The sequence below is a fragment of the Serratia sp. PL7 genome (assembly GCF_945957435.1).
This window is the reverse complement of record NZ_CAMFLB010000005.1, coordinates 394,708-421,002: the sequence shown is the minus strand read 5'-3', so window position 1 is coordinate 421,002 and position 26,295 is coordinate 394,708. Positions and strand designations below refer to the sequence as shown.

General features: G+C 53.8%; 29 protein-coding genes. 19 read left to right on the top strand and 10 right to left on the bottom strand.

The features are described from left to right. Positions 1-3: 3 nt before the first annotated feature. The gene (locus tag N6G83_RS24345) at positions 4-492 is read right to left on the bottom strand and encodes a YbaK/prolyl-tRNA synthetase associated domain-containing protein (protein WP_024530323.1); all 489 of its coding nucleotides are present in this window, start codon (positions 490-492) and stop codon (positions 4-6) included. Between the two features lie 161 nt (positions 493-653). Here N6G83_RS24345 and N6G83_RS24340 point away from each other — a divergent pair, with 161 nt between their 5' ends. Both N6G83_RS24340 and N6G83_RS24335 read left to right on the top strand, forming a co-directional pair. Beyond that, complete coding sequence (locus tag N6G83_RS24340) at positions 654-1,586, top strand: DMT family transporter (protein WP_211134817.1); 933 nt, start codon at positions 654-656, stop codon at positions 1,584-1,586. A gap of 91 nt (positions 1,587-1,677) precedes the next feature. Then, a complete protein-coding gene (locus tag N6G83_RS24335) occupies positions 1,678-2,619 on the top strand; it encodes an Rpn family recombination-promoting nuclease/putative transposase (protein WP_211134816.1) in 942 nt (313 codons plus the stop codon). Between the two features lie 169 nt (positions 2,620-2,788). On the opposite strand, the gene hcaR is transcribed toward N6G83_RS24335, so the two are convergent. Then, the gene (hcaR, locus tag N6G83_RS24330; protein ID WP_074027895.1) at positions 2,789-3,670 is read right to left on the bottom strand and encodes a DNA-binding transcriptional regulator HcaR; all 882 of its coding nucleotides are present in this window, start codon (positions 3,668-3,670) and stop codon (positions 2,789-2,791) included. 136 nt (positions 3,671-3,806) lie between these two features. On the opposite strand from hcaR, the gene hcaE reads away from it, so the two are divergent. The 17 genes from hcaE to N6G83_RS24245 all read left to right on the top strand — a co-directional run bounded on the left by hcaE (position 3,807) and on the right by N6G83_RS24245 (position 18,377). Beyond that, positions 3,807-5,168: a 3-phenylpropionate/cinnamic acid dioxygenase subunit alpha gene (hcaE, locus tag N6G83_RS24325; protein ID WP_211134815.1), complete on the top strand. Its 1,362-nt coding sequence runs from the start codon at positions 3,807-3,809 to the stop codon at positions 5,166-5,168. Continuing rightward, positions 5,165-5,686, top strand: coding sequence for a 3-phenylpropionate/cinnamic acid dioxygenase subunit beta (gene hcaF, locus N6G83_RS24320; protein WP_024530776.1), 522 nt, complete (start codon positions 5,165-5,167; stop codon positions 5,684-5,686). Before hcaE ends, hcaF begins: the two co-directional genes overlap by 4 nt. Then, positions 5,686-6,003, top strand: coding sequence for a 3-phenylpropionate/cinnamic acid dioxygenase ferredoxin subunit (gene hcaC, locus N6G83_RS24315; RefSeq protein WP_024530777.1), 318 nt, complete (start codon positions 5,686-5,688; stop codon positions 6,001-6,003). The genes hcaF and hcaC overlap by 1 nt, the downstream gene beginning before the upstream one ends. After that, positions 6,003-6,815, top strand: a complete 813-nt coding sequence (hcaB, locus tag N6G83_RS24310) for a 3-phenylpropionate-dihydrodiol/cinnamic acid-dihydrodiol dehydrogenase (protein ID WP_211134814.1) — start codon at positions 6,003-6,005, stop codon at positions 6,813-6,815. The genes hcaC and hcaB overlap by 1 nt, the downstream gene beginning before the upstream one ends. Positions 6,816-6,823: 8 nt before the next feature. Continuing rightward, the gene (hcaD, locus tag N6G83_RS24305; RefSeq protein ID WP_211134813.1) at positions 6,824-8,023 is read left to right on the top strand and encodes a 3-phenylpropionate/cinnamic acid dioxygenase ferredoxin--NAD(+) reductase subunit; all 1,200 of its coding nucleotides are present in this window, start codon (positions 6,824-6,826) and stop codon (positions 8,021-8,023) included. Positions 8,024-8,195: 172 nt separating this feature from the next. After that, positions 8,196-9,140, top strand: coding sequence for a 3-carboxyethylcatechol 2,3-dioxygenase (mhpB, locus tag N6G83_RS24300; RefSeq protein ID WP_024530780.1), 945 nt, complete (start codon positions 8,196-8,198; stop codon positions 9,138-9,140). Between the two features lie 21 nt (positions 9,141-9,161). After that, positions 9,162-10,031 (top strand): alpha/beta fold hydrolase, encoded by an 870-nt coding sequence (locus N6G83_RS24295; RefSeq protein ID WP_260524035.1) that lies wholly within the window; start codon positions 9,162-9,164, stop codon positions 10,029-10,031. 14 nt (positions 10,032-10,045) lie between these two features. Further along, the gene (gene mhpD, locus N6G83_RS24290; RefSeq protein WP_211134818.1) at positions 10,046-10,840 is read left to right on the top strand and encodes a 2-keto-4-pentenoate hydratase; all 795 of its coding nucleotides are present in this window, start codon (positions 10,046-10,048) and stop codon (positions 10,838-10,840) included. After that, positions 10,840-11,790: an acetaldehyde dehydrogenase (acetylating) gene (locus tag N6G83_RS24285; protein ID WP_024530783.1), complete on the top strand. Its 951-nt coding sequence runs from the start codon at positions 10,840-10,842 to the stop codon at positions 11,788-11,790. The genes mhpD and N6G83_RS24285 overlap by 1 nt, the downstream gene beginning before the upstream one ends. Continuing rightward, positions 11,787-12,797 (top strand): 4-hydroxy-2-oxovalerate aldolase, encoded by a 1,011-nt coding sequence (mhpE, locus tag N6G83_RS24280; protein WP_260524034.1) that lies wholly within the window; start codon positions 11,787-11,789, stop codon positions 12,795-12,797. The genes N6G83_RS24285 and mhpE overlap by 4 nt, the downstream gene beginning before the upstream one ends. A gap of 234 nt (positions 12,798-13,031) precedes the next feature. Further along, positions 13,032-14,003, top strand: a complete 972-nt coding sequence (locus N6G83_RS24275) for a phosphotriesterase (protein ID WP_211134811.1) — start codon at positions 13,032-13,034, stop codon at positions 14,001-14,003. A 9-nt stretch (positions 14,004-14,012) separates the two neighbouring features. After that, the gene (locus N6G83_RS24270) at positions 14,013-14,774 is read left to right on the top strand and encodes a creatininase family protein (protein WP_074027902.1); all 762 of its coding nucleotides are present in this window, start codon (positions 14,013-14,015) and stop codon (positions 14,772-14,774) included. Continuing rightward, entirely contained in the window at positions 14,746-15,180 is a 435-nt protein-coding gene (locus N6G83_RS24265; RefSeq protein ID WP_024530787.1) for a PTS sugar transporter subunit IIA, read from the top strand. Before N6G83_RS24270 ends, N6G83_RS24265 begins: the two co-directional genes overlap by 29 nt. A 75-nt stretch (positions 15,181-15,255) precedes the next feature. Continuing rightward, positions 15,256-15,537, top strand: a complete 282-nt coding sequence (locus N6G83_RS24260) for a PTS sugar transporter subunit IIB (RefSeq protein ID WP_024530788.1) — start codon at positions 15,256-15,258, stop codon at positions 15,535-15,537. 2 nt (positions 15,538-15,539) lie between these two features. Continuing rightward, entirely contained in the window at positions 15,540-16,850 is a 1,311-nt protein-coding gene (locus N6G83_RS24255) for a PTS ascorbate transporter subunit IIC (protein WP_024530789.1), read from the top strand. Between the two features lie 17 nt (positions 16,851-16,867). Beyond that, entirely contained in the window at positions 16,868-17,608 is a 741-nt protein-coding gene (locus tag N6G83_RS24250) for a sugar isomerase domain-containing protein (RefSeq protein WP_211134810.1), read from the top strand. A gap of 13 nt (positions 17,609-17,621) precedes the next feature. After that, positions 17,622-18,377: a GntR family transcriptional regulator gene (locus N6G83_RS24245; protein WP_211134809.1), complete on the top strand. Its 756-nt coding sequence runs from the start codon at positions 17,622-17,624 to the stop codon at positions 18,375-18,377. A gap of 338 nt (positions 18,378-18,715) precedes the next feature. On the opposite strand, the gene dcuC is transcribed toward N6G83_RS24245, so the two are convergent. The 8 genes from dcuC to N6G83_RS24205 all read right to left on the bottom strand — a co-directional run bounded on the left by dcuC (position 18,716) and on the right by N6G83_RS24205 (position 26,275). Beyond that, on the bottom strand, positions 18,716-20,086 hold the full coding sequence (gene dcuC / locus N6G83_RS24240; RefSeq protein ID WP_024530792.1) for a C4-dicarboxylate transporter DcuC: 1,371 nt from the start codon (positions 20,084-20,086) through the stop codon (positions 18,716-18,718). Between the two features lie 9 nt (positions 20,087-20,095). Then, entirely contained in the window at positions 20,096-20,923 is an 828-nt protein-coding gene (locus tag N6G83_RS24235) for an alpha/beta fold hydrolase (protein ID WP_211134808.1), read from the bottom strand. A 133-nt stretch (positions 20,924-21,056) separates the two neighbouring features. Further along, on the bottom strand, positions 21,057-21,914 hold the full coding sequence (locus tag N6G83_RS24230) for a MurR/RpiR family transcriptional regulator (protein ID WP_024530794.1): 858 nt from the start codon (positions 21,912-21,914) through the stop codon (positions 21,057-21,059). 160 nt (positions 21,915-22,074) lie between these two features. Next, complete coding sequence (locus N6G83_RS24225; protein ID WP_248006598.1) at positions 22,075-22,980, bottom strand: hypothetical protein; 906 nt, start codon at positions 22,978-22,980, stop codon at positions 22,075-22,077. Positions 22,981-23,002: 22 nt separating this feature from the next. Further along, the gene (locus N6G83_RS24220; protein WP_024530796.1) at positions 23,003-24,049 is read right to left on the bottom strand and encodes a porin; all 1,047 of its coding nucleotides are present in this window, start codon (positions 24,047-24,049) and stop codon (positions 23,003-23,005) included. Positions 24,050-24,500: 451 nt separating this feature from the next. Then, positions 24,501-24,707 carry a hypothetical protein gene (locus N6G83_RS24215; RefSeq protein ID WP_021180021.1) on the bottom strand — a complete coding sequence of 69 codons (207 nt, stop codon included), beginning with the start codon at positions 24,705-24,707 and terminating at the stop codon, positions 24,501-24,503. Positions 24,708-24,779: 72 nt separating this feature from the next. Continuing rightward, positions 24,780-25,523 (bottom strand): nicotinamide riboside transporter PnuC, encoded by a 744-nt coding sequence (gene pnuC / locus N6G83_RS24210; protein ID WP_024530797.1) that lies wholly within the window; start codon positions 25,521-25,523, stop codon positions 24,780-24,782. Next, positions 25,523-26,275 carry a nucleoside phosphorylase gene (locus N6G83_RS24205; protein ID WP_024530798.1) on the bottom strand — a complete coding sequence of 251 codons (753 nt, stop codon included), beginning with the start codon at positions 26,273-26,275 and terminating at the stop codon, positions 25,523-25,525. Before N6G83_RS24205 ends, pnuC begins: the two co-directional genes overlap by 1 nt. Positions 26,276-26,295: the final 20 nt, after the last annotated feature.

The following is a 26,295-nucleotide window of genomic DNA, read 5'->3' as shown; positions in this document are numbered from 1 at the left end:
AGCTCACTCCATGCGAATGAAATTCACCAATCTAGGCTGAGCAATCCTCTGATAATCTCCAGCGTTGAGGATCAGCGAACGCTCCAGCGTGCCAGCATTAAAGGCCAACTCGTCAAAGCGTTCAAACAGTAGCGGGTCGGCGACCAGCAGCAAATCCGGGTGGAAGCTGAACGGCGGGATCGCGCCAAAGACGCAGTCGGTCAGTTGGTCGACTTCAACCGGGCTGGCCAGTGAGGCGCGAGTACCGCCAACACCCTGCGCCAACGCGCCGAGATCGGCCTGTTGGTCGGCGGGCAGGATGGCCAGCACGTGCTGCTTGATGCCGTTGCCCTTGACGTGGCACACCAACGCTTTCGCCCCTTGCCCCAACTGGGTGCCGCGTATCTTGGCGACTTCTTCGGATTTTCCTGCCGTGGGATGCTCAACCACGCGATAGCGCGCCTGCTGCTGGTCAAGAAGGGAGGTTAAACGACTAAAGGTTGCGGTAGACACGCCATGCTCTCCTGAACTTTGATTTTCTTGCCCCTATCATAACGCGTTGTGACAGAGAATGGCTCAGCCAGATTATTGATTAAACAACGGGCTATTTTTTTGTTTTTACGGATAATACGTAATTATGAAACGGGATTTTAATTTTTTGAAAGGAAAGGGGCGTGAAGACTAACCTGTCGTTGTTTACCCAGCCGAAGTTCGTTTGGCTGTGTGCGGCTTTCTGCTGTTTGCTGTGGGGCAGTGCCTACCCGGCGATTAAAAACGGCTATGACATTTTCCAGATCGCCACCGACGATCTCCCCGGCAAGATCGTCTTTGCCGGTTACCGCTTTGTGATTGCAGGGGCCTTATTACTGCTGTTTGCCATCTTGCAGGGTAAGCCCATCGGCCGTTTGTCACGACGCCAGTATTCACAGTTGGTGGTGTTAGGGAGCACGCAAACGGCGCTGCAATACGTCTTCTTCTATATCGGTCTGGCCTACACCACTGGGGTAAAAGGATCGATCATGAATGCGACCGGCACCTTCTTTAGCGTGTTGCTGGCGCATTTCATTTATAAAAACGATCGTCTTAGCATGAATAAAATCGTCGGCTGCGTGGTGGGTTTTGCCGGGGTGATGGTGGTGAACTTCAACAGTCAACTGATGGACTTCAGCTTTAGCTGGCTGGGGGACGGTTTTGTGGTGATCGCCGCGTTTATCCTTTCGGCCGCTACGCTGTATGGCAAGCGCATTTCGCAGACCGTCGATCCGACGATCATGACCGGCTGGCAACTGGCCATCGGCGGTGTGATGCTGACGGTTGGGGGATATCTGGCGGGGGGCCGGTTAGAGTTCCACGGCTGGGCATCGGTGGCGATCCTGAGCTACCTGGCGCTGCTGTCCTCGGTTGCTTTTGCGCTCTGGAGCCTGCTGCTGAAATATAACCGCGTGGGCATGATTGCGCCGTTCAACTTCCTGATCCCGGTTTCCGGTGCGGTATTATCGGCCATTTTCTTACAGGAAAGCATCACGGAATGGCGTTATGCCGTGGCGCTGGTGCTGGTGTGCTTTGGTATCTGGCGGGTCAACGTAGTGCGCAAAGAGGCATCGTAGGGGCGCCCGCATGCGAGTCAGATTCCATATAAATACTGTCATAATGTGAGTGGGCGAATGCCTGTGGTAGGTTTTTTATGTTAAGTCCAGGATGACCAACATGAAAAAAACCACTCCTACACTGCACGATGCGGTATTTAAACAGTTTCTGACTCACCCAGATACGGCCCGAGATTTTCTGGAATTGCACTTGCCGCCTGCCTTGCTGCAATTTTGCGATCTGAATACGCTAAAACTAGAATCTGGTAGTTTTATCGAGAGTGGCCTGCGTGCTTACTACTCCGACGTACTCTATTCGTTGCACACGGAGCAGGGGGACGGTTATGTGTACGTTTTGCTTGAGCATCAAAGCTCACCCGATAAGCACATGGCATTTCGACTCGTACGCTATGCCATTGCCGCGATGCATCGCCATCTGGAAGCGGGTCATGACCAGCTTCCGCTGGTTATCCCAATGCTCTTTTATCACGGTCAGGTGACGCCTTATCCCTATACCATGAGTTGGCTAGAGGAATTTAGTGAACCCGAGCTGGCCAGGCAGCTCTATGCAGGCCATTTTCCTTTGGTTGATGTCACCATCATTCCAGACGATGACATCATGCAACATCGCCGTATGGCCATTCTTGAACTGTTGCAAAAGCACGTGCGCCTACGTGATCTGGCTGAACTCAAGGAACAACTGGTCACATTATTGCTGGCCGGATACACTACCAAAGAGCAACTCATATCGTTGATTAACTATATGTTGCAGGTGGGGAGCACGACTGAACCGGGTGTATTGATCCACGAGTTGGCGAGGCGTGCACCACAGCACGAGGAGGAATTGATGACTATTGCAGAATATCTCAAACAACAAGGTATTGAGATAGGTATCGAGATAGGTATTGAGAAAGGTATTGAGAAAGGTATTGAGAAAGGTCGGGAGGCGGTCCTGAAAATTGCGAGTTCCATGCTGGCTGATGGCTTCGATCGCGCCCAGGTGATGAAATTGACCGGCCTCTCGGCAGACGATTTGGCGAAAATCAGCCACTAAACATGAGCTGAGATAACGAGTGCTAGATGAGGAACCACTGTGTGGTAACCATTTTCATAATGGCGAGCTCTGTATTCTTTGCCATAAGTCACTATGTGACCTTGTGGAGGGGGGGCAAAAATCACTAAAACCGAGGTGGCCACTTCAAGGAGAAGCAGGCTCGATACAGCTAAACCTCAGGTTGTTCTTCCACCAGGTCAATCATTTGTGCCAGCGCTGGGCTGTTATTCTCTCTGTGCCATGCCATCAATAATTCAATCTGTGGTGCACTGGCCGGTAGCGGGCGGAAGACCACGTTCGATGACTGAAAATGGCTGACATAGCGCGGCACAATAGACAGGCCCAGCCCCATTCCTACCAGATTCATGGTGACCAGAATGTTGGTTGCTGCCTGCACGATCTTGGGCTTGCTGTGGGATTCGGCGAGGTAGGCAGTCACCATCTGGTGTAACGCGCCGGAGTGGGCCGGATCGGTGCTGATAAAATTCTCGCCATCAAGATGTTGCGGCTCTAGCTGCGATTCTTTACTCAGTGGATGATCAATGGGCATCACCACTACCAAGGGCTCACGATAAACCACCCGGTAGTTCAGTTGATTACTGATAATCGGGCGGCGCATAAAACCAACGTCAATCTCTCCTTTCAATAACTTATCTTCTTGCTGAGTGGTAATGATACTCACCAGTTCGATACTGGACGCCGGTAGCCGCAGGCGTAACTGGGGCAGAACGTCAGGCAGGATGTTCACTTCCGCACAGGGCACAAAGCCAATGATCAGCCGAACCTGTTGTTCCATGGCCTTGCGCGCCAACTGTTTTGCCTGCTCTGACAATTCAAGAATATTGATCGCCTGATGTAAAAATACTTCTCCGGCGCGGGTTAGCGAAACCTGGCGATTATTTCTGATTAATAATGGCGCGCCCACACAACCCTCAAGATCTTTTATCTGGCTGCTCAATGAAGGCTGCGACGTATGTAGCCTCTCGGCGGCCCGGGTGAAATTGAGTTCTTCGGCTACCGCGACAAAATAACGTAAGTGTCTTAGCTCCATGCCTTTTTCTCCCATCATAGAAAAAATGTCTGGTACGGTCGTTTTTTACTATTTCACAAAATAGTAACTGGAAAGCAACATCCTTTGCGTAACCCCTACGAAGGTCAATACATCTCTTGGATGAGGATCAAATAATATGACCACCAACGCAAAATTAGATGTTTATAGCCTGATCGACACCCGGAATGGGCAAGTTCTGCCACGGATCTATACCGATCCGGACATTTATCAATTAGAGCTGGAGCGTATATTTGGCCGCTGCTGGCTGTTTCTGGCCCATGAAAGTCAGATCCCCAAACCCGGCGATTTTTTTAACACCTACATGGGGGAAGACGCGGTAGTCGTTATCCGTCAGAAAGATGGCTCCATCAAGGCGTTTCTCAACCAGTGCCGCCACCGTGCAATGCGTGTCAGCTACGCGGACAGCGGCAATACCCGCGCTTTTACCTGTCCTTACCACGGCTGGTCTTATGGCATCGATGGCGAATTGGTCGAGGTGCCGTTAGAGCCACGTGCCTACCCGCAAGGACTGTGCAAATCGCATTGGGGGCTGAAGGAAGTGCCCGGTGTCGAAAGCTATAAAGGCCTGATATTTGGCAACTGGGATACCAGTGCTCCGCCACTCAAAGAATATCTGGGGGATATGGCCTGGTATCTGGATGGTTTGCTGGATCGGCGGGAAGGCGGCACCGAAATTGTCGGTGGTGTGCAGAAGTGGGTCATTAACTGCAACTGGAAGTTCCCGGCCGAGCAGTTCGCCAGCGATCAGTATCATGCCCTGTTCAGCCATGTCTCGGCGGTACAGGTCTTGGGCGGCATGCAGGACGGTAGCGATAAAAAACTGGGTAATGACCAAACCCCGCGCCCGGTATGGGAAACCGCCAAAGACGCGGTGCAATTCGGCCAGGACGGCCACGGCTGTGGCTTCTTCTTTACCGAAAAACCGGATGCCAACGTGTGGGTTGATGGCGAAGTCTCGCGCTACTACCGGGAAAGCTACCCCGAAGCCGAGCAGCGTTTGGGCAAAATCCGTGCCCTGCGTCTTGCCGGGCATAACAATATTTTCCCCACCCTCTCCTGGCTCAATGGCACCGCCACCCTGCGCATCTGGCATCCACGCGGGCCGGACCAGGTAGAAGTCTGGGCATTCTGCATTGCCGACAAGGCCGCCTCGCCGGAAACCAAAGCGGCGTTTGAAAACAGCGCTACCCGAGCCTTTGGCCCTGCCGGTTTCCTTGAGCAGGATGATTCGGAAAACTGGGCTGAGATCCAGAAACTGCTCAAAGGCCACCAGGCCCGCAACAATCCATTGTGCCTGGAGATGGGGCTGAATCAGGAAAAACGCCGTGAAGACGGTATTCCCGGCATTACCAACTATATCTTTTCCGAAACCGCCGCGCGCGGCATGTACCAACGTTGGGCGGATTTGCTGAGCAGCGAAACCTGGCAGGAAGTCCAAGAGAAAACCGCAGCCTACCAGCAGGAGGTGATGAAATGAGCCATCCGATCTCTATGGAACTCCAGCATCAGATTACCCAGTTTCTCTACCACGAAGCCGCCCTGTTGGATGACTGGGCGTTCCGCGCCTGGTTGGAACTGCTTGACGATGATTTGAGCTACACCATGCGCACTATGGTTAATGCCCAGACCCGCGATCGGCGTAAAGGGGTGCAACCGCCGACCACCTGGATTTTCAACGACACCAAATCACAGCTGGAACGCCGGATCGCTCGCCTGGAAACCGGAATGGCCTGGGCTGAAGAGCCTCCGTCCCGTACTCGCCATATGGTCAGCAACTGCATTATCAGCGAAACGGCGCAGGCCGATGTGTTCTCCGTAAGGGTTAACTACCTGCTTTACCGGTCGCAAAAAGAGCGCGACGAAACCTTCTACGTTGGCACCCGTACCGACCTGCTGCGCCGCCGTTCAACCGAAGAGGGTTGGGGGCTGTGCGGGCGTGAAATTATTCTCGACCAGGTGGTTATTACCTCCCACAACATGAGCATCCTGTTCTGATGAAACGAATCCATGCTTGTTCTGTTGGGGCGTTGCCGGAGGGGGAAGCTCTCCGGCTCGATACTGAGCCGACGATCGCGCTGTTTCATGTAGGCGGTGAATATTACGCGATCAACGATCGTTGCAGCCATGGCAATGCCTCGATGTCCGAGGGCTATATCGACGATGACGCGACCGTGGAATGCCCACTGCATTCGGCCAGCTTTTGCCTGAAAACCGGTAAAGCGCTATGCATGCCCGCCACGGAGCCGCTGCAAACCTATCTGGTCACCGTGTCAGAGGGGGCCGTGTTCATCGATTTACCGGAGGAAGCCTGATGTCCGATCTCAAAGATGATGTAGTGCTGATAACCGGTGGCGGCTCAGGGTTAGGGCTGGCTCTGGTGGCGCGCTTTATTGAGGAAGGTGCCAGGGTGGCGACCCTGGAACGTTCAGCGGAAAAGGTCAGCCGGTTACAGCAGCAGTTTGGCGAGCAGGTTGTGGCCGTGCAGGGGGACGTGACTTGCTTTGCCGATAATCAGCGTGCGGTAGCAATGGCGCTGTCCCGCTTTGGGCGTCTGGACTGTTTTATCGGCAATGCCGGTATCTGGGATCATAATGCCTCGTTGCTGGCGACACCGGCGGAGCAGTTAGAGTCCGGCTTTAACGAGCTGTTTGCCGTTAACGTCAAGGGCTATCTGTTGGGTGCCAAAGCCAGCGCTCCGGCATTGATCCACTCTTGCGGCAGTATGATCTTCACGCTTTCCAATGCGGCCTGGTATCCCGGTGGTGGTGGCCCGCTGTATACCGCCAGCAAGCATGCTGACGTAGGGTTGATCCGTCAGTTGGCTTATGAACTGGCCCCCAAGGTGCGGGTCAATGGCGTTGGGCCTTGTGGCATGGCCAGTGACTTGCGTGGTCCACAGGCGCTTGGGCAGCAGGACACCTCGATTATGCAATCGCTGACGCCGGAAAAGATTGCCGCCATTCTGCCGTTGCAATTCTCCCCTGTGCCGGAAGATTTTACCGGCCCTTACGTGATGCTGGCCTCGCGCCGTAACAACCGGACGCTGAGCGGCGTGATGATCAATGCCGATGCGGGCCTGGCCATTCGGGGTATTCGCCACGTGGCGGGCGGATTGCAGTTATAGGAGCCAACATGAAACAGATAGTGATTATCGGCGGCGGTCAGGCCGGGGCTATGGCGGCCGCAGCCCTACGTGCACAGCGGTTTACCGGTGGCATTACCTTGATCGGCGAAGAGCCGGAAATGCCGTACGAACGTCCCCCTTTGTCGAAAGCTATGTTGTTGTCGCCCACTGCGCAGTTGCAAGACATTTTGCCTGCTTCTTTCTATGAGGAGAATGCCATTGTCCTGCGCCGCAATACGCGGGTTGTCGGGATCGATACCTTACAACACACGGTGCTGTTGGCTGATGGTGAAGAATTGGAGTGGGACCGGTTGCTGTTGGCGACCGGGGCCAAGGCACGACGGCTTACATCTCTGGATGCGTTGGGTGATAAATCGCATACCTTGCGCACAGCGGCAGATGCCAGGCGGCTACGTGGTGTACTGACTGCCAACCAACGGATCCTGATTGTCGGTGCTGGCACCATTGGCCTCGAGCTGGCAGCCAGTGCGAAGCAGAGTGGCTGTGAGGTGACGGTGATTGAGCAGGCCGCGATGGTGATGGGGCGAAATGCTCCACCGCCGGTGCGGGATTATCTGACGGGCCTGCATCAACAACATCAGGTGCGTCTTTGCCTTAATGCCCAGATTGAGCACGCCGCCCTGGAACAGGAAAACGTGGTGCTGACGTTGCAGGACGGCGAACGGCTGATGGGTGACGCGGTGATTTATGGCATTGGCATTGAAGCCAACGATCGCCTGGCTACCCAGGCCGGATTAGCGACCGCCAACGGCATTATTGTCGACGACCATTGCCGTACTTCGGTTGCCAATATTTATGCGGCTGGAGATGTCACCTTACGCCGTCAAGGGGATCAACTTGTCCGCCTGGAAACCTGGGATAACGCCAACCGGCAGGCACTGGTGGCGGCCTGTGCCATGTTGGATCAGCCGTTACCGGCCACGGTGCCGGTGTGGTTCTGGACCGATCAGTTCGACAGCAATATTCAGTTTATCGGGGCCATGCAGAGTGAACATTGGTTAGTGCGCGGCAGCGTTGAGGCGCACAACGCCATCTGGTTTGCGTTGCAAGAGGGTCGGCTGGTGGGGGCCATCACGCTGAACCAAGGCCGGGAAATGCGCCATCTGCGCAGGTTGATCCAGCAAGGGAACCCGGTTGATGAAACGCTGTTGACCGACCCACTTGTGGCACTAAAGAGCTTGATGTAGCCCCGCGAAGGCTAACCGGTTTCCCCTCCTCACCCCACTCTCTTACGCAGGAGAGGGAGTTGATCTGGTGTCGCGAGCAGGTGAGGGGGGGCTTTTACGCCCGGAACCTGGACCGTCTGGAATAGCCGTTCCGCGCTAAACACGCTAATGACTAAAAACAAGGTGGCTTGATATGAACGCTTATCTCCATTGTCTCTCTCATTCCCCGCTGGTGGGTTACGTTGATCCGGCCCCAGCGGTGCTGGCCGAAGTGGAAAAAACCATTGCCGATGCACGGCAGCGGATCCAGGCATTTGATCCTGAACTGGTGATCCTGTTCGCGCCAGATCATTACAACGGTTTTTTCTACGACATCATGCCGCCGTTCTGCATTGGTATGGCCGCTACGGCGATTGGAGACTTCAGTAGTGCCGCTGGCGAACTGCCGGTGCCTGCGGAACTGGCCGAAGCCTGCGCTCAATCTGTGTTGGATGCAGGGGTTGATGTTGCGGTTTCCTATTGCATGCAGGTGGATCATGGTTTTGCCCAGCCGCTGGAGTATTTGCTCGGTGGCCTGTCAAACTGCCCGGTGCTGCCGGTATTTATCAATGGGGTCGCGCCACCCTTGCCTGGCTTCAAGCGTACGCGCCTGCTGGGGGAAGCTATCGGACGTTTTGCCCGTGGCCTCGATAAACGGGTGTTGATCCTGGGCTCCGGTGGGCTTTCGCACCAGCCACCGGTACCTCAGTTGGCCGGGGCCGATGCTCATATGCGTGACCGTCTGTTGGGCAGTGGCCGCCAATTACCGGCAGACGAGCGCCAATTACGCCAGCACCGCGTTATCACTGCCGCCCGTGCTTTTGTGCGGGATCAGAGCACCTTACATCCTCTCAACCCGGTCTGGGACAACCAGTTTATGGACGTTCTTTCCGGTGGGCAGTTGGCGGAACTGGACGGGCTGGGCAATGACGAACTGTCGGCGATCGCTGGCCGTTCGACCCATGAGGTTAAAGCCTGGATGGCCGCCTTTGCTGCGCTATCGGCATTTGGTCCTTATCAGACCGAGGGGCGCTATTACCGCGAGCTTCCTGAGTGGATCACCGGATTCGGCTCAATCAGCGCCGCACCGCGAAAATAATAACGATAAAGGAACAACATCATGACATCGCAATCTTTTGACCTTACTGAAGAAAATACCAGCCGCTTCGTGCAGATCCAAGAGGGTGAAGCCAGCCTGCGTATCCATTACAACGACTGTGGCAACGGTGCGCAAACCGTGGTTATGTTGCACGGTTCCGGCCCCGGAGCCAGCGGTTGGGCGAACTTCAGCCGTAATATTGAACCGCTGGTAGCAGCGGGTTATCGCGTGATCCTGTTGGATTTCCCAGGCTGGAGCAAGAGCGATTCAATCGTCAGTAACGGTTCCCGTTCGGACCTCAATGCGCGCATTTTGAAAGGGCTGGTGGACGCGCTGGATCTGCAGCAGGTACATCTGCTGGGGAACTCGATGGGCGGCCACAGCGCCGTGGCGTTTACCCTGACCTGGCCGGAGCGCGTTGGCAAACTGGTGTTGATGTGGGGCGGTACAGGTGGTGCTAGCCCCTTTGTGCCGATGCCAACGGAAGGGATCAAGCTGTTGCAGGGGCTTTATCGCGAACCAAACATCGAGAACTTGCGCAAAATGATGAACATTTTTGTTTACGACCCCAGCGATCTGACCGAAGCGCTGTTCAAAACCCGCCTCGATAATATTCTGGCGCACCGTGACCACCTGGAAAACTTCGTCAAGAGCCTGTCCGTTAATCCGAAGCAGTTCCCGGATTTCAGCCCGCGCCTGGGCGAAATCAAAGCCCAAACGCTGATCGTCTGGGGGCGCAACGATCGCTTTGTGCCGATGGATACCGGGCTGCGTCTGCTCGCAGGCATTGCCGGGTCACAGCTGCATGTGTTCAGCAACTGTGGGCATTGGGCGCAATGGGAACATGCCGACACCTTTAACCGCATGGTTGTGGATTTCCTCAAGCATTAATCAGGGAGCGAATGATGAGTGATTACAATCTGGAGCAATTGGCCGAGGCGTTACGGCAGTCCGAGGCTAGCGGCAAGGTGATTGGGCCCTTGCGCGAACGTCTCGGCCTCGACAACGGCGAGGCGGCCTACGCCATCCAGCAATTGAACGTGCAGCATTGGCAGGCTGCGGGCCGCCGAGTGGTAGGGCGCAAAGTAGGACTTACCCATCCCAAGGTTCAGCAACAGCTGGGAGTTGACCAGCCGGACTTCGGCACCCTGTTTGCCGACATGTGCTACGGCACCAACCAGGGCATTCCATTTTCGCGGGTGATGCAGCCGCGTATCGAAGCGGAGATTGCGTTGGTGCTGGATCGTGATTTACCGCATGCCGATACCACGTTCGATGAGTTATGTAGCGCAGTGGAGTGGGTATTGCCAGCGCTTGAAGTGGTGGGCAGCCGTATCAAAGACTGGTCGATCGCGTTTGTTGATACCGTGGCGGATAACGCTTCCTGTGGTGTGTATGTGCTGGGTGGCCCGGTGCGTCGGATCGATGAGGTGGACCTGCAACATTGCGGTATGAGCATGACGCGCAATAACGAGGTGGTGTCTAGCGGGCGTGGCAGTGAATGTCTTGGGCATCCGATCAATGCTGCCGTCTGGTTGGCACGCAAAATGGCCAGCCTCGGCACGCCGTTACGAGCTGGTGATGTAGTGCTGACCGGAGCTCTGGGCCCGATGGTGCCGGTGCAAGCAGGTGACAGTTTTATGGCAACAATTGAAGGCGTCGGCACGGTTTCGACCCACTTCTATGAGGATAGCCAATGATGAGCAAGAGAAAAGTGGCGATCGTCGGTTCCGGCAATATCGGTACCGATTTGATGATTAAAATCCTGCGTAACGCCCAGCATCTGGAGATGGGGGCGATGGTGGGGATCGATCCTGAATCGGACGGGTTGGCTCGTGCTCGCCGGATGGGGGTTGCAACCTGTCATACCGGTGTTAACGGACTGATTCAGATGCCGGAATTCGCCGACATTGATTTTGTCTTTGATGCCACCAGTGCGAGCGCACACGTTAAAAATGATGCCATCCTGCGGGCGGCCAAACCGGGGATCCGGCTGATCGATCTGACACCTGCGGCGATTGGCCCTTATTGCGTGCCGGTAGTGAACCTGGAGGAAAACCTCAGCCAGGTCAACGTCAATATGGTGACCTGCGGCGGCCAGGCGACCATCCCTATGGTGGCAGCGGTAGCACGGGTGGCCAGAGTTCATTACGCCGAAATTATCGCCTCCATTGCCAGTAAGTCTGCCGGGCCGGGAACTCGCGCTAATATCGATGAGTTTACCGAAACAACCAGCAAGGCGATCGAGGTGGTCGGCGGGGCTGAGAGGGGCAAAGCGATTATCGTTTTGAACCCGGCGGAACCGTCCTTAATGATGCGTGATACCGTCTATGTGCTGAGTGAATCAGTCGATCAAGCCAAGGTTGAGGCTTCAATCAACGAAATGGCGGCGGCCGTGCAGGCCTACGTGCCAGGCTATCGCCTGAAGCAGAAAGTGCAGTTTGATGTTATTCCTGCCGATGCACCGCTTAATTTACCGGGGATTGGTCGTTTTTCTGGCCTGAAAACCTCGGTGTTTCTGGAAGTTGAAGGCGCGGCACACTACCTACCTGCCTATGCAGGCAACCTTGATATCATGACTTCCGCTGCGCTGGCGACCGCCGAGCGTATGGCTCAGGCCATGGCGTATGTTGCTGGAGAACGGCTATGAACGACAAAAAAATCTCTATCTCGGATGTCACCCTGCGCGACGGGATGCACGCTATTCGTCACCAATATACGCTGCAAAATGTGCAGGACATTGCCAGGGCGCTGGATGCGGCGAAGGTAGATTCGATAGAAGTGGCACATGGTGATGGTCTACAGGGCTCCAGCTTCAACTACGGCTTTGGCGCACATACCGATCTGGAATGGATTGAGGCGGCGGCGGATGTGACCACCCACGCTAAAATCGCCACCTTACTGCTGCCGGGTATTGGCACTATTCACGATCTGAAGGATGCCTATAACGCTGGGGCACGGGTGGTGCGAGTCGCCACTCACTGTACCGAAGCCGATGTCTCCAAACAGCATATCGCCTATGCCCGTGAGCTGGGTATGGATACCGTGGGTTTCCTGATGATGAGCCATATGACGACGCCGGAAAATCTGGCCAGCCAGGCCAAGCTGATGGAAAGTTACGGGGCAACCTGCATCTACGTGGTGGATTCTGGCGGCGCGATGAATATGAACGATATCCGAGCCCGTTTCCGAGCCTTGAAAGCGGTGTTGAAACCAGAAACGCAAACCGGTATGCATGCGCACCATAACCTCAGTCTTGGGGTTGCCAACTCGATGGTGGCGGTAGAAGAAGGGTGCGATCGTGTGGATGCCAGCTTGGCAGGGATGGGGGCAGGAGCCGGTAACGCGCCGCTTGAGGTGTTTATTGCGGCGGCGGATAAGCTTGGCTGGAACCATGGCACGGATCTGTATGCCTTGATGGATGCGGCTGACGATCTGGTGCGCCCGTTGCAGGATCGGCCCGTTCGCGTCGATCGTGAAACGTTGGCGCTGGGCTATGCCGGGGTTTACTCCAGTTTCCTGCGCCACTGTGAAGTGGCCGCGGCGAAATACGGTATCAACGCAGTAGATATTCTGGTTGAGCTGGGTAAGCGCCGTATGGTGGGCGGCCAGGAAGATATGATCGTCGACGTGGCGCTGGATCTGCGTTCTCGTTAATCCTCTGCAGGCCAGCCAGGCTGGCCTGCAGTTCTTGTTAAGCCGTGGTGAAATTGACAGATAGGTCAGACACCACTCTCCCCATCAATGGCTGCGCTTTGGCGTGGCCATTGTCATTTATCAGCGACGAGTGCAAAACAGATTGGTCAATTTGCGAACTTGATCACTTGACTGGTCAACTGATCTTAACCTATGTTGAAGCTACCTTCTTTTCCGTTCCAGGGAGCCGTTCTCATGGGATCCATCCGCACGTTAAATGGTGACATTGCCGCCAACCAGCTCGGCGTCACTTACAGCCACGATCATATTTACTGTATTCCTCCCTATTGGGCAGAGCGTGGGGATGACGATCTGTTACTGGATGATCCACAGGCTTCAGAACGCGAACTGGCGGATTTCCGCCAAGCTGGAGGCAATGCAATTTATGACGCCACGGCTCCCGATTATGGCCGCCAGGTGGTTGCCGTAGCCGAGATGGCCAAGCGGCAGCGATTGCATATCATTGCCACCGCCGGGTTTAACAAAGGGTTTCTGTGGAGCAGCAAGCGGCCTGGATTGGGGCAAAGCTTTGCTGAGTGGGTCGAAGGGGCTTCGATTGATGAATTGGTAGAACACGTCAGCCGTGAAGTCACTGAAGGTATCGAAGGCAGCGATTATCGCGCTGGCGTGGTGAAATGCGGCACCGGCTATAACACCATCTCCCCGCTGGAACGGAAAACCATGGAAGTTATCGTAAGGGCACAGCAACGTACTGGCGCCCCGATGCATAGCCACACGGAAATGGGCACCATGGGGTTGGAACAGGCACAGATATTTAAAGCGTTGGGGCTGGATTTGTCCCGCCTGTGTTTTGCTCATATGGATCGTAACCCCGATCCGTGGCTCCACCGTCAGATTGCCAACACCGGGGCATTTCTCTCTTTTGACGGTATGAGCCGGATAAAATATTACCCAGAACATATCCGTACCCAGGCCATTTTGGCGCTGTGCCAACGTGGCTATCAGAAACAAATTCTCATCGGCGGTGATTTCGCCCGTAAATCCATGAGTGCCCATTACGGTAAAGGCGGCTTGGGGTTGAAGTTTATTCTGGCCGACTGGCGGCCAAGATTTATCGAAGAGGCCCAAGAGGCAGGGTTTGATGGCGAAGCCCTGCTGCACGATTTCTTTGTGGAAAACCCAGCACGCTACTTTGCTTTTGGCTAAGGAGGCTTCATGAAACTGCATGAGTTGAATGAGCAACAGGCCAGGCAGGCTTTGGCGAAAGCGCAGATTGCCTTGCTGCCGCTGGGCGCGGTGGAGCCTCATGGCGACCACCTGCCGTTGGATACCGATAATTTATTGGCCGAGCGATTTTGCGCCTTGCTGGATGAACAATTGGGGGAGGCAGCGCTAAGCCTGCCTGTGGTGTCCTACAGCCAGGTATGGTCACTGCGTGGGCACGCAGGAGCGATCGATATTGGTAACGATCTGCTGACGCAATTGTTGCTCTCGCTGGCACGCAATATGGCCGGTTACGCGATTACCACCACTGCGGTAATCAATGCACACTACGGCAATTTTGATGCCATCAAAGCCGCCGCCAGGCAGTTGAAGGAGGAGGGCATCACGTTGCTAAGCTATAGCTGGGCTGGGATGGACAGCTGCGCCCAGCGGTTAAGAACCTCTGCCATTGCCTATCCCGGCTATATGCATGCGGACGAGATTGAAACCTCACTGATGCTGGCATTGGCCCCCGAACACGTCGAGATGACGCTGGCACGTTCGCATTACCCAGAATTCCCAGAGAATTTCCGCTATCAGCCGGTGCACTGGACGGAGTTTTCCGACTATGCGGTACTCGGCGATCCTGGCTGCGCCAGTGAGGAGAAAGGGCAGGCACTGGTGCAGCACTCCTTGCAGACAACTCTGGCTTCCATTCGTCAACTTTTAGCTGCAGGAGGCACTGATGATCGTTCGCCAGGCAATACTCATTGATAACCCGGCCAGTACTGCCGTAGATGCCATTCAGGCGGCGGGTCAGGCACTTTGCCTGTCTGGTGCTTGCAGCCAGGAATATGTTGAGGCGATGGTGGCCAGCTACCGGGAGTTTGGCCCCTATTTTGTGATTGCCCCTGGATTGGCCATGCCACATGCCCGCCCAGAGCAAGGGGCGATTAAGGCGCAGTTGAGTTTGGTACGGCTGCGTGAGCCGGTAGCGTTTGGTCACACAGAAAACGATCCGGTACAGGTTTTACTGGGGCTATCAGCGACCAGCAGCGAGCGGCATATTCAGCTAATCCAGCATATTGTCACTCTGCTGTCAGACGAAAATAACCTGCATACCCTAATGAATTCCCGTGACCCTGAGCAGCTTTATCAACTGATAGCCGGCGCGGGGTAACTTTGCTCGCGGTTTGGTTGTCATTTGAAATTCCCAGGGTAGCGATTTTGAAGGTTCAACTCGGAGCGAATACTAATGAAAATTCTGACGGTATGCGGTTTAGGCATGGGATCGAGCCTGATATTAAAAATGAACGTGGAAGCCGTGCTAAAACAGCATGGGATCCAGGCTTCGGTGGAACATATGGATGTCTCTTCGGCGGCTTCGGCCAGTGCCGATCTGGTGATCACCAATGCCGAGCTGGTGGATAACCTGCAACACCTCTCTTGCCCGGTAGCGGTCGTCAATAACTATATCGACAGCAAAGAGATTGCCCTGGCGCTGGAACAGGCCGGCATTATTAAGCAGGGGGAATAGCCATGAGCGAATTTCTGGGGGTGTTGCGCTGGATCACGGTCAATATTTTTGGGGAAGCGTCCATTTTAATCGGCCTGATTGTGTTGCTGGGCCTGGTGCTACAAGGCAAGCCGCTGGCGGATATTGTCTCTGGCACCTTGAAAGGCATTTTAGGATTTCTGATTATCGGGGCAGGGGCGGGGATTATCGTCTCGGCCCTGTTGATTTTCCAGCCTATCTGGACGGAAGTGTTTGGCCTGAGCTCGATGAATCTGACGAACATTATCGGCCAGGTACATTTCTCCGAACGCTATGGTAGCAGCGTGACTATCGCCATCGCTGGTGGGTTTGCGCTTAACCTGCTGCTGGCTCGGCTGACTCGCTTTAAATATATCTATCTGACTGGCCACATGATGTTCTGGACCACGATGATTTTTGCCGGGGTGATGGTCAACAGCAATCCTGCCATTTCCGGCCTGCAACTGACGTTAATGCTGACGGTGATCATGGGGCTTTACTGGACGTTGCAACCCGCTCTGGTGCAACCTTGGGTGCGCAAGATCACCGGCAATGACAACGTGGCATTGGGGCACACCTCCGCCTCCGTCGCTTTGCTGGGGGCGTTGTTTGGTCAGATTTTCGCGGCTAATAAAATCAGCTCTGAAGATATCAAGGTACCGAAAAAACTCGGCTTTTTGCGGGATTCTAACGTGGTGACTGCATTGACCATGTCGCTGCTGTTCTTTATCGGGACCTTTATTCTGCAAATCAAAGGCACGCCGAAAGCGGCTGAAATCCTGGCGCAGTCTGGCGACCTGAGTTTCTACATCTATGCGCTGAAACAGTCACTGATGTTTACCGGTGGCATTGCAGTGGTGTTGCTCGGCGTGCGGATGTTCATCGGTGAAATGGTGCCAGCGTTTAACGGCATCGGTTCACGCCTGGTGCCCGGAGCCAAACCTGCGCTTGATTGCCCCATTCTGTTCAACTTTGCCCCCAATGCGGTGGTGTTAGGCTTCGTCGGGGCCTTTATTGGCTCGTTGTTGTGGCTCACCCTGATCGGCCGCTATACCGGTTACGTGTTTATCCCCAGCATGATCGTGATTTTCTTCCATGCGGGTACGGCAGGAGTGTTTGGCAATATCACCGGCGGCTATAAAGGGGCGCTGTTGGCCGGATTTATTACCTCGACCGTCGTGGCCTGGGGACAATATTTCTGTGTCAGTTATTTCATCAGCGGCACCATTCCCGACACCGCTCTGTGGGCCGGCGACAGCGATATGTTTGTGCTGGCACCGCTGATCGCGGCATTGACCAGGCTGCTAACATTCTGATGTTGAGAGGGAAGGCTATGAGCAAAGCGTTGACCCAATATTATGAACAAATCCGGCAGAAGTTGGCCCAGTTGGAATCGCAACCCGACACGATCAACCGTGCGGCGCAGATGATGGCAGACACGGTGCTGGCCGAGAGGGACCTGTTCGTTTTCGGCGCCAGCCATGCGGGTATCCTGGCTGAGGAGATGAGCTACCGGGCCGGTGGCTTGGCTATCGTTAATCCTCTATTTACCCCTGCACTGATGCTCAATGTTCGACCATTAACTCTGACCAGCGCGGTGGAAAACGTTGAGGGCCTGGGGCGGGTGTTGATCGAGCAATCGCCGCTGCAAGCGGGGGATACGTTGCTGATCCACTCGGTTTCTGGCCGCAATGCCATAACCATCGATGTCGCGCTGGCCGCTCGGGCGGCTGGCGCTAAGGTGATCGCCATCACCAGTCTGGCCACCGCTGCTCGGGTGATATCCCGGCACTCCAGCGGCAAGCTGTTGGTGGATATCGCTGATATCACCATTGATAACCAATGCGAGTATGGCGATGCCGCCGTCAGCCTGCCGGGATTGGCCCAGAAAGCAGCACCGCTCTCGACCATTATGGGGGCGACTATTGCTAACAGTCTGGTACTGCGGATCTGTGAACTGATGCAGCAGAAACAGCGCACGCCGCCGATCCTGGCAAGCGCAAACATAGACGGCAATCAGCAGATAAATCAGGATATACTTGACGCTTACAGGAGCCAAATACACTACCTCTGAGCGGAGCATCAGTATGTTTGAGTCGGATGGACTGCCACTGTATCTCAGGATAAAAGGCATTATCCTGCAACGGATCATCACTTTTACCTATGACGATAAACTCCCCGGCGAATTACTGCTTGCCGATGAGTTTAAGGTCGCTCGCGGTACCATCAAGCAAGCGATCGATTCGCTGGCCAGTATTGGCATGGTGCATCGGGAGCAGGGCAAAGGGACCTTCATCAATCGTGATGCGTTGCATAAACACTACACCGATCTTCCAGATGTCCTGCTGAGCTTTAATTCGGCTATACCGGTGGAAGTCGAGATCCTTTCCCTGTTATCAACCATGGCCGATCAAGAAGTGGCTGAGCGGATGCATCTGGATTTAGGCCACCAACTGATGCGTCTTGAGCGGTTGTTCATGCAGGGGAAGAAAGTGGTGGGCCATTCGATCACCCACTTGAATGGCCGGGTGTATAACGATCTGAGCCATGTAGACGGAGGCAGCCCGCTGTATGAACAGCTACGGGAAACGTTCGGTTATTCTCCAACCAAGGCAACGGAACGTTATTTACCGGTGATCTGCGATGCCAAACTGGCCAGCTTGCTGAACATCGAGCATGGCTCGGCTTTGTTCAAGGTTGAGCGGACCGCCAGTAATCTGGACGATGTGGTACTTGAATACAGCATCACTCATACTCAGGATGCTGCACTGTCGTTACAGATTGTCGCTAATCAGAGCGTGGTGAACCAGCAATGGAACTGCACCATCGATAAAGCCCAGTGAATTGCCCGCTCGTTTTCGCTAGGAGCGGGGTTATGTTACATCACACCATTGGACGAATGAATTCCCAGAGCCGTCCCCAGTTAATGATCACTAGGATGACGGCGGCGGCAAACAGAATAAACATGATCTTTGAGAACATGATATCAACACTCCTTGTTAATAAAACGGCATCCCTACCCGGATTAAGGGCGATTTTCAGGCAGTGTACAGTGGGATTACCAGGCGATATAGAGGCGGTAGCACATTTCAGAAAAGAACGGGGGTTGGTTAAATAATGGACTATTGGCGTGGGTCTGATGATAGGGCAGAGATTTCCCTGCCCGAGTTTTAACAGGGCGTTAATTCAAGATCCCGTTTAGCACCAGCATGGTGACCATCCCACCCGCAGCAGGGATCAGCGTTCGGCGGACAATCATAAATGGTGAGCATTCACCGGCCTTGCTGACGGCAATGATTACCCCGGCCACCGGGGAAATCGATCTTCCCATCCCGGCCATCAGTTGCATTGGCAGGATCATGCTGACGGCGCTTTCGCCAAACTTGGCGGCAATACCAGGAGCCAGCCCGGAGAAGGAGAAGAACGCCGCCACGCCGGAGCCGGTCAGCGCCGCGGTCACGCAGACCAGCAGGGCCATCACTATCGTCATATTGCCAAAGCCAAAGCCCGCGGCCTGGACGGTGTGGATAATGAAGTCAACGGCCCCGATGATCTGCAAGCCCTGGGCGAAAACGTCGGCACACACTAACAGGGAAACGATGCTGGTAAACATGGTACCCATGCCTTTGAAGAACACTTGGATGCCCTTGCAGGCGGTTTTGAAATCCCTCCGTACCAGCAATTCGCAGAAAAATGCCAACAGGGTGCCGATAATCATCGCTGTCACCACGTCAATCTTGATGCTGCTAATCACCAGCGGGCTGAAAACGATGACCAGTATCACCGGGAACACCGGCAGGAAAGCGTAGAATGCCGGTACCTTGACTGTATCTTCGCTGGTTGGCTGTTCCACCTGCTGTTGGGTGACGATATGCCCGTCTTTGGCGTCAAAGTAGCGTGCGGTGAAGAAGATCAGTACCGCGACCGCCAGCATCACGCCGGTGGCGACCGGCAGTTGGTAGTGGGCAAAGTAGACTGCGGTTTCCATACCGGCATGTTTGGCTGCCAGGTTGGCGGTGCCCACCGCCGGGCCGAGATCCATAAATGCCGACATGCCAATCATCGAGGCGGCGGCGGCTTTACTGACACCAAGCCGCACCAACACCGGGAAGAAGGTGACCAAAAGCAGCATCGCCAGACCGGCCGCGCTGGAAATCGCCACGTGCAGCAACTGGGATAATACGTAGCCGATAGCCAGGATCAGGTAAGGAGCCTTGATCATCTGCAAGGGTTTGATGCACAGATTCACCATCGAGTTCGACGCTTTGATGTGATCCATATAATCGGCAAAACCGCCCGCCGCCATAATGATCAAACCGATGCCCGCTACCTGGGTGGTCAAAGACTCTTTCACGAAGGCGAAAATATCCCCGCCAACCCAGCCGATGGATTTGGCTTTGCCATACAATATCGATTGATCGGGAAAGAACACCGCCGTGATCAGCAGCAGGCTCAGCCCCGCCAGCAGTAACACGGTTTGCGGCTGGTAGTTTTTGATAATAAACCAGGCCGCCAATACGGTAACGATCATCCCGATGATAAATCCAGTCATCATGTCCCCTTATGAGTGTTTGGCAAAAAACTCATGCAATAGCGTGTTGTAATAATCCGGAGCCTGGAAATAAGGCGCATGGCCCATACCGGGCATCTCGATATGTTGGGAATAGGGCACCAGCGCGAGCAGATCGGCTTTCAGTTGCGGCTGCACCACGGCGTCTTTTTCACCGGTAAGGATCAGCGTTGGCATATTGAGCTGGGGCAGTAGCGGGCGGTTGTCGGCCAACTGCAACATGCGAGTCGCACGCCTCAGGCCTTCCAGGTTGGTGCCTGCCGCAATTTCTGCCGCATAGTCCAGCACCGCAGCGGGCACATCTGGGAACGGCAGTAGATCACGTGCGCGGTTTTTGCCGTAGGCTTCGCGGCCAATTTCGGCGAGCTCTTTCAGCCTTTTTTCCAGCTTTTCCGAGCTTGGGGCCGACTCTGGCGCGCCATAGCCGGGATGGGTGCAGGACAACACCAGATTTTTTACCCGCTCTGGGTAGCGGGCGGCGTAGCGGCTGGCAACGGTGCCGCCCATTGAATGCCCGACGAGGGAGACTTTCTCTGCCCCGCAGTGTTGCACCCACTCATGCAGCATCAGCACAAAAGCGTCGATCTCGGCCGGAACCAGCGCGGAGTCGGCATAACCCGGTGCATCCCAGGCCATGACGCGGTAGTGGGGAGAAAAGGCGGCAAACTGGAATGGCCAGGCTTTTGAGCTGCCCAGAATACCGTGTAAAAAGATCAGGGTTTCGCCCTCACCGCCGGCGCGGAAAGATAAATTCCCCTGTGAGGTACGTAGAATTTGCTGCTCAGGGCAAACAGGGATTGCGCTGTTTTCACTGCTCATGATAAAGCCTCTTTTCATTAAATAAACGCCAGAGATGGATTGCTACATGGCATTCTGGTAAGTCAATGCGTAGCCCTAAAGCAACAGGGCTATAAAGATGATTGATGAATATTCATACTGCCTGGTGTTGGTGTTATTTATTGAAAACGTTAAATGCCTCGAATAACGACTCCATGACGTTGAAGTTCTCGTTTAATTCGTTGCTTTTCACTTCGCCCATATAATTAACCAGCGCCTCGATTAATACGAAGCCAGCGCTGCGGCTGCTGAACAGCCCGCTATGCTGGCTCTCCATCAGCAACATCGCCGTGGCGAAGTGGCTGAACGGATTGACGGCATTATCGGTGATGACGATGGTATCGCCACGATGTTGATAAAACCATTTTATCAACCTTGTCGTCACACTGGAAAAACGATAATAAGAAATCGCCAATAGCACATCGCCTTTTCTTGAGTCGATTAATTTATGCGGTAAATTGGCAATATTGGCATCCAGCAGCACAATGTCTTTTTTGATATAGCGGCCAAGCAGGTAAAAATACTCGGCCAAGGCATGTGCCGTTGCGCTGCCAATCACATACAGCCTTTTTTCCGGATCGCAAATCAGCGCGATGGTTTTCTCCAAATGCTGGCGATTGATGTTTTTCAACGTATTGCTGATATTATCGGTGATCTCACCGCAGTGTTTTTCAATGAATTCGATGCCGTTTTTTCTGTTTTTGCTGTTGTCGAAACGTTCTATGGGGGAGATGTTTCTGCGCTGCTCAGGCTCGATGGTGGACTCTTTGAAATCACGAAAACCGGTGAAGCCGAGCTTCATCATAAATCGGCCCAAGGTTGACTTGGCGATGTTGATCTCATGGCAAACATCAATCACTTTGCTGTAGGGGATGGACTCAAAGTGTTTGTCAAAATAGTCGATGATACGCCGATCCGTTTCGGTCAGATTATCAATGCCAGCAATACGTTGAGTGAATTCCGCTCTGTTCATGTCAGTTTTCCCCTCTACGCCGTTTCTTCCTTCATTAATAACAAAACCCAAGGGAGAAAAAAGGGGAATCAAAAATTCCCTTGTCAGAAGTGTGTGTCATCTCTCATTCCCTTCTGACCCGCGCTACCGCTTGCTTTGGCAGTAGCGCGTTCTCCTCAAGTTACGGTTGTACCTTGAACTCGCCATGCTGTTCAAACCAGGCAAATTGCTCTGCGCCATAGGCAGACATCTTCGAGCCGCTATGCCCTACGTCGGGTAAGGTCGTAAAGCGCCAGTTGAAGTCGACCTTATAGCGTTTGGCTTTTTGCTGTGCCGTCAGGAAATAGCTTTGTGCACGGGTTAACCGGCTATCCCCCTGTGCCATGGCTTCATAAGAGCGGCGCAGCAAAGGGTGATATGGGTCGTTATCTTTTTCACCGACGGTGATCAGCACGGGTTTGGCAAAGTAGTCGGCCAGCTGTTTTTGCGTCACTTTCACCGGCGCATTGTCCAGGCCATAGGGCCAGGGGTTTTCCACATCAGGCATGGTCCACCATCCAGCTGCCGCACAAATGGCGGCTTTGACATTGGCCTCAGGGACAAAGGTCAGCATCCGGTGAACAAACTGGCAGCCAGCACTGTTACCAAATAAATAATAGTCTTGTTGTTTGGTGATCCCCTGTTTTTGCATATCGGCAAACAGATCGTCAATGACCGTGAAAGCCCACTCCCCTTTAGGGTTCACCTGGTGGGTTTTGGCATTCTCGATATTCCCCAGGTTATAGCCGTCGTTACCGGGATAATCGGCTTCGGAGAACAGCGGAGCGATGACGATAAGTTTGTTTTTCTTGGCATTTTCTACCCATGAGTCGCGGTACTCATCGGCGTTACGATTCAGCCCGGTCAGGACAAACACCACAGGAGTGTTGGCATTAGCACCGGGCGGCTGGTAGCTGAAGACTTCCATCTTCTTGCCGGTTTGTGGCACGGTGAAATCGAAACTACCGCTCTCTTTTGGCAGCGCGGCTGCGTGGCTTACGCCGGCGCTCAACGCTAACACGGCGAATAAACTGAGAAGATTGTTCATGTTTTCCATCCTTGCGCAGTGATTAAAATTCGTAACGTAACCCTAGTACCCACAGGTTTTCTGCCGAATCGTAGCTTTGCCGATCGTCGTAAATGTAGGTGGCAGAAAGATGTACATCTTTTTTCAGGCGATATTCCAGTTCAGAGATCCACTGTTTGCGGTGGGCGTAATCATTTTCAGACTCGATCAACTGCGAGTAGCCGCCACGTAGCGCGACTTTGCTGGTAAACCAGTATTCGGCCAGCGAGTCGAAGGCATCATAATCTTTGTCTGGCTTGCCGGTTTGCTCGTAGGTTTGTCGGCCAACGTTGATACCAAGATAAGCCTTGTCGTAGCTGAGTCGTATGCCAATCCCTTTTTGGGTGTAATCGGTGTAGTTGCCGCTTAGGCTGGTATTTTTGGGGTCTTTGGTCATTTTCTGCCAGGCAATCACCGGTTTGATTTTTAGTGGCGTACCCATCACCGGGAATTCAAAAGCGTAGCCGAGGCTGGCCATATACCCATCGTCAACGGTGCTGTCGCTTGCACCGTTACCCATCACGTAGGCGGTGCGAACGTCCAGTCCACCATACGTATATTCATATTGTAATGTGCCGTCCTGACGGTTCCATTGATAGGAGGAGTCGATACGCGAGCCGACCCAGTTGGAGTAAACGTTAGCCGTGTAGTTCATGTAACGATCGGTAATGCCCATCCACTGATACATCGGGTTGCGCGTACGCCCAACCATCAATTTCCCCAGATCCCTACCGTCAATCCCGATATAGCCATAACGAATATCCCAGTTATCTTCGGCGACCTTGGTATCGTTCTTCTGAGTGTTAACTTGCCATTCCAACTTGCCAAACAGGCCGAATTGCTCATCGAGCTTTTGCTTGGCTTCAAAGCCAAGACGGCCGGTCAGATTGGTGGCATTGGTATGTTCATCTGTCCATTCATTGCCGGTTTGTGCCTCGATACGACCATAAATATCGAGTTGTGTTCCTTTACTGTTATAGACCGTCACCGCCTCGACGGCGCTGGTGGCTAGCAGGGCAGGAAGGAGTAATGCCAGAGGTATTGTTTTCATTATTATGATCCTGTGTAAGGTAAGTCATTTTTTAATTTTTATAAATAAGAGGCGAACTAAAGCGACTCACTTAAAAACATAATGAGTTGAGCTGGATGCATTAATCTCTCTAACGATTTGTGCTTGAAGTAATAAATTTAATTTATTTAATAATAAACAGAAAATAGCGTGCCAATGAGCAACCTACGCCGCACATGATTTAATGTTGGTAAGCAAATCCAAGTTTTATTTTTTAGTTATCGCCCTCTTGGTGATTGATTTTCACACTATAGGAAGAGAGGATATGTTGTGAATGGGAATCAAAAATTCCCTGGTTAAATATGTGAGTGCTGGCACAAATATAAATTACGGATAAAGACAGTGAGGGGAGGTAAGCCGTTTTTTTGAGGAGAGCAGCCAATAAAAACCCCCGCACAACGTGGATTGCGCAGGGGTCGGCAAGGCAAGGACGTTACTTTTTCTCTACGGCAGCCTGGATGGCATCTGCCAGAGAGCTGACGTGTTTTTCTGCCGTTTTCAGCTGGTATTCGACACCGTTGCCGTCGTTGGTGTCAGACAGCGTTGCCTTCAACAGTTCCAGTGCTGCCTGCACCGCCAGTAATCTGCGTTTTTGCTCTTCAGTTGGAGCGATCCCAGAGCCAAAATAATTCTCTAACATATTCATTTCCTTTCGCTAGACCTACCGAAATGGCAGACAACACAGGTTACATGGGGGGGATACCCGCCATTTTCAAGGCATTGCCTTGAGTGCTGTCTCTTGTTCCAACGGTTTTGAGCCATTTTGGCGCGCACTGTTGATCCAGGCGAACGACCCCATCAGCGCAATCACCGTCAGTAAAATATACTCCAACGACATGGCATAAACCCCCTGGATGGCGTAAATCACTACGCTGATCACGTCAATCAGTACCCACAGCAGCCAGTTCTCGACGTATTTGCGCGTCATCAGCACCATGGCGGCGATCGACAGTACCAGCATGGTGGAATCCCACAGTGGGAAGGCGTCTGGCTGCAGTTCTGGCATTACCACTGAAAGCCCCATTCCCTGCATAATGCCGATGGCAACGCGCGTCAGTACGGCGAAAACCGGATCGATAAACAGCGACATCAGGCCGATGGCTACTACGCAAACCACCAGCAGCGTGAGGGCCTTTTGCCGTGGCAACCAGCGAATTTTCAGTGCGGCTTCATTATTTTCGTTCTGACGGCTCCAGGCATACCAGCCGTACAGGTTGGCGACGAAGAAAAATACCTGTAACAGCAGGCTGGCGTACAGTTGGATCTGGAAGAAGATAGCGGCAAACAGCGTGACGTTAATCAAACCAAACAGGTAGTTGATAATCTTCTCTTTGCTGGCAAACCAGATACACAGCAGGCCAAACACCGTACCTATGGCTTCGATCCATGACAGCGCATAGCCACCTTCACCCAGGGGAATATTGACCATGACGTTATTGATGCTGAAAAAATCCATTATTGCGTCCTCTCAAGATGATCCTGATACAGCGTTTCGAGCGCGAGCACGATTTCGCGTTCCTCGCCACGTTGGCAAGAATGTTCCTGCTGTTGATAGTCGTTGATGCTCTGTTCCAGGCAGCCCTGATGCTCCACCACCACGTTCAGAATAGAGGCAATGCGCATATTACGCAGTGCGCCAACGACCATCAGCGGGGCGGTTTCCATATCGGCGGCGAGAATACCTTTGGCCGACCAAAAATCGGTGATCTCCTGTTCGCGGTCGGTGTAGAAACTGTCATGGCTACGCACATAGCCACAGTGCGTTCTGTAGCCCAGCTTTTGTGCCTGCTGGCGTAGCAGATAAACCAGGCCGCAGTCGGCACTGGCCGGGTAGGCCGCGGGAATATAGGCGTTGCCGGTGCCTTCATCGCGCACTGCAGCACTGGCGATCACCAGATCTCCCAGCTTCATTGCAGCTTGCATTGCGCCGCAGCTGCCAATGCGCACCAGGCAGTCTACACCGATCTGATGTAGCTCTTCGGCAGCTATAGCGGTAGAGGGCCCCCCCATGCCGGTGGATATCACCAGCACTTCCATACCACGAAACCAACCGCGCAGCGCCCGGTATTCGCGATTTTGGCCAAAATCCTCCACCTGATCCAGAAAGCGAGCAACGTGTTCGACGCGTTGCGGATCGCCCGGTAACAGTGCGTAATGGGCGTGTGTCATCTGCCGGCTAAGCCGGATGTGCGGTTGTAGTTGAGTCATAGGGCTATCCTGGTTGGCGC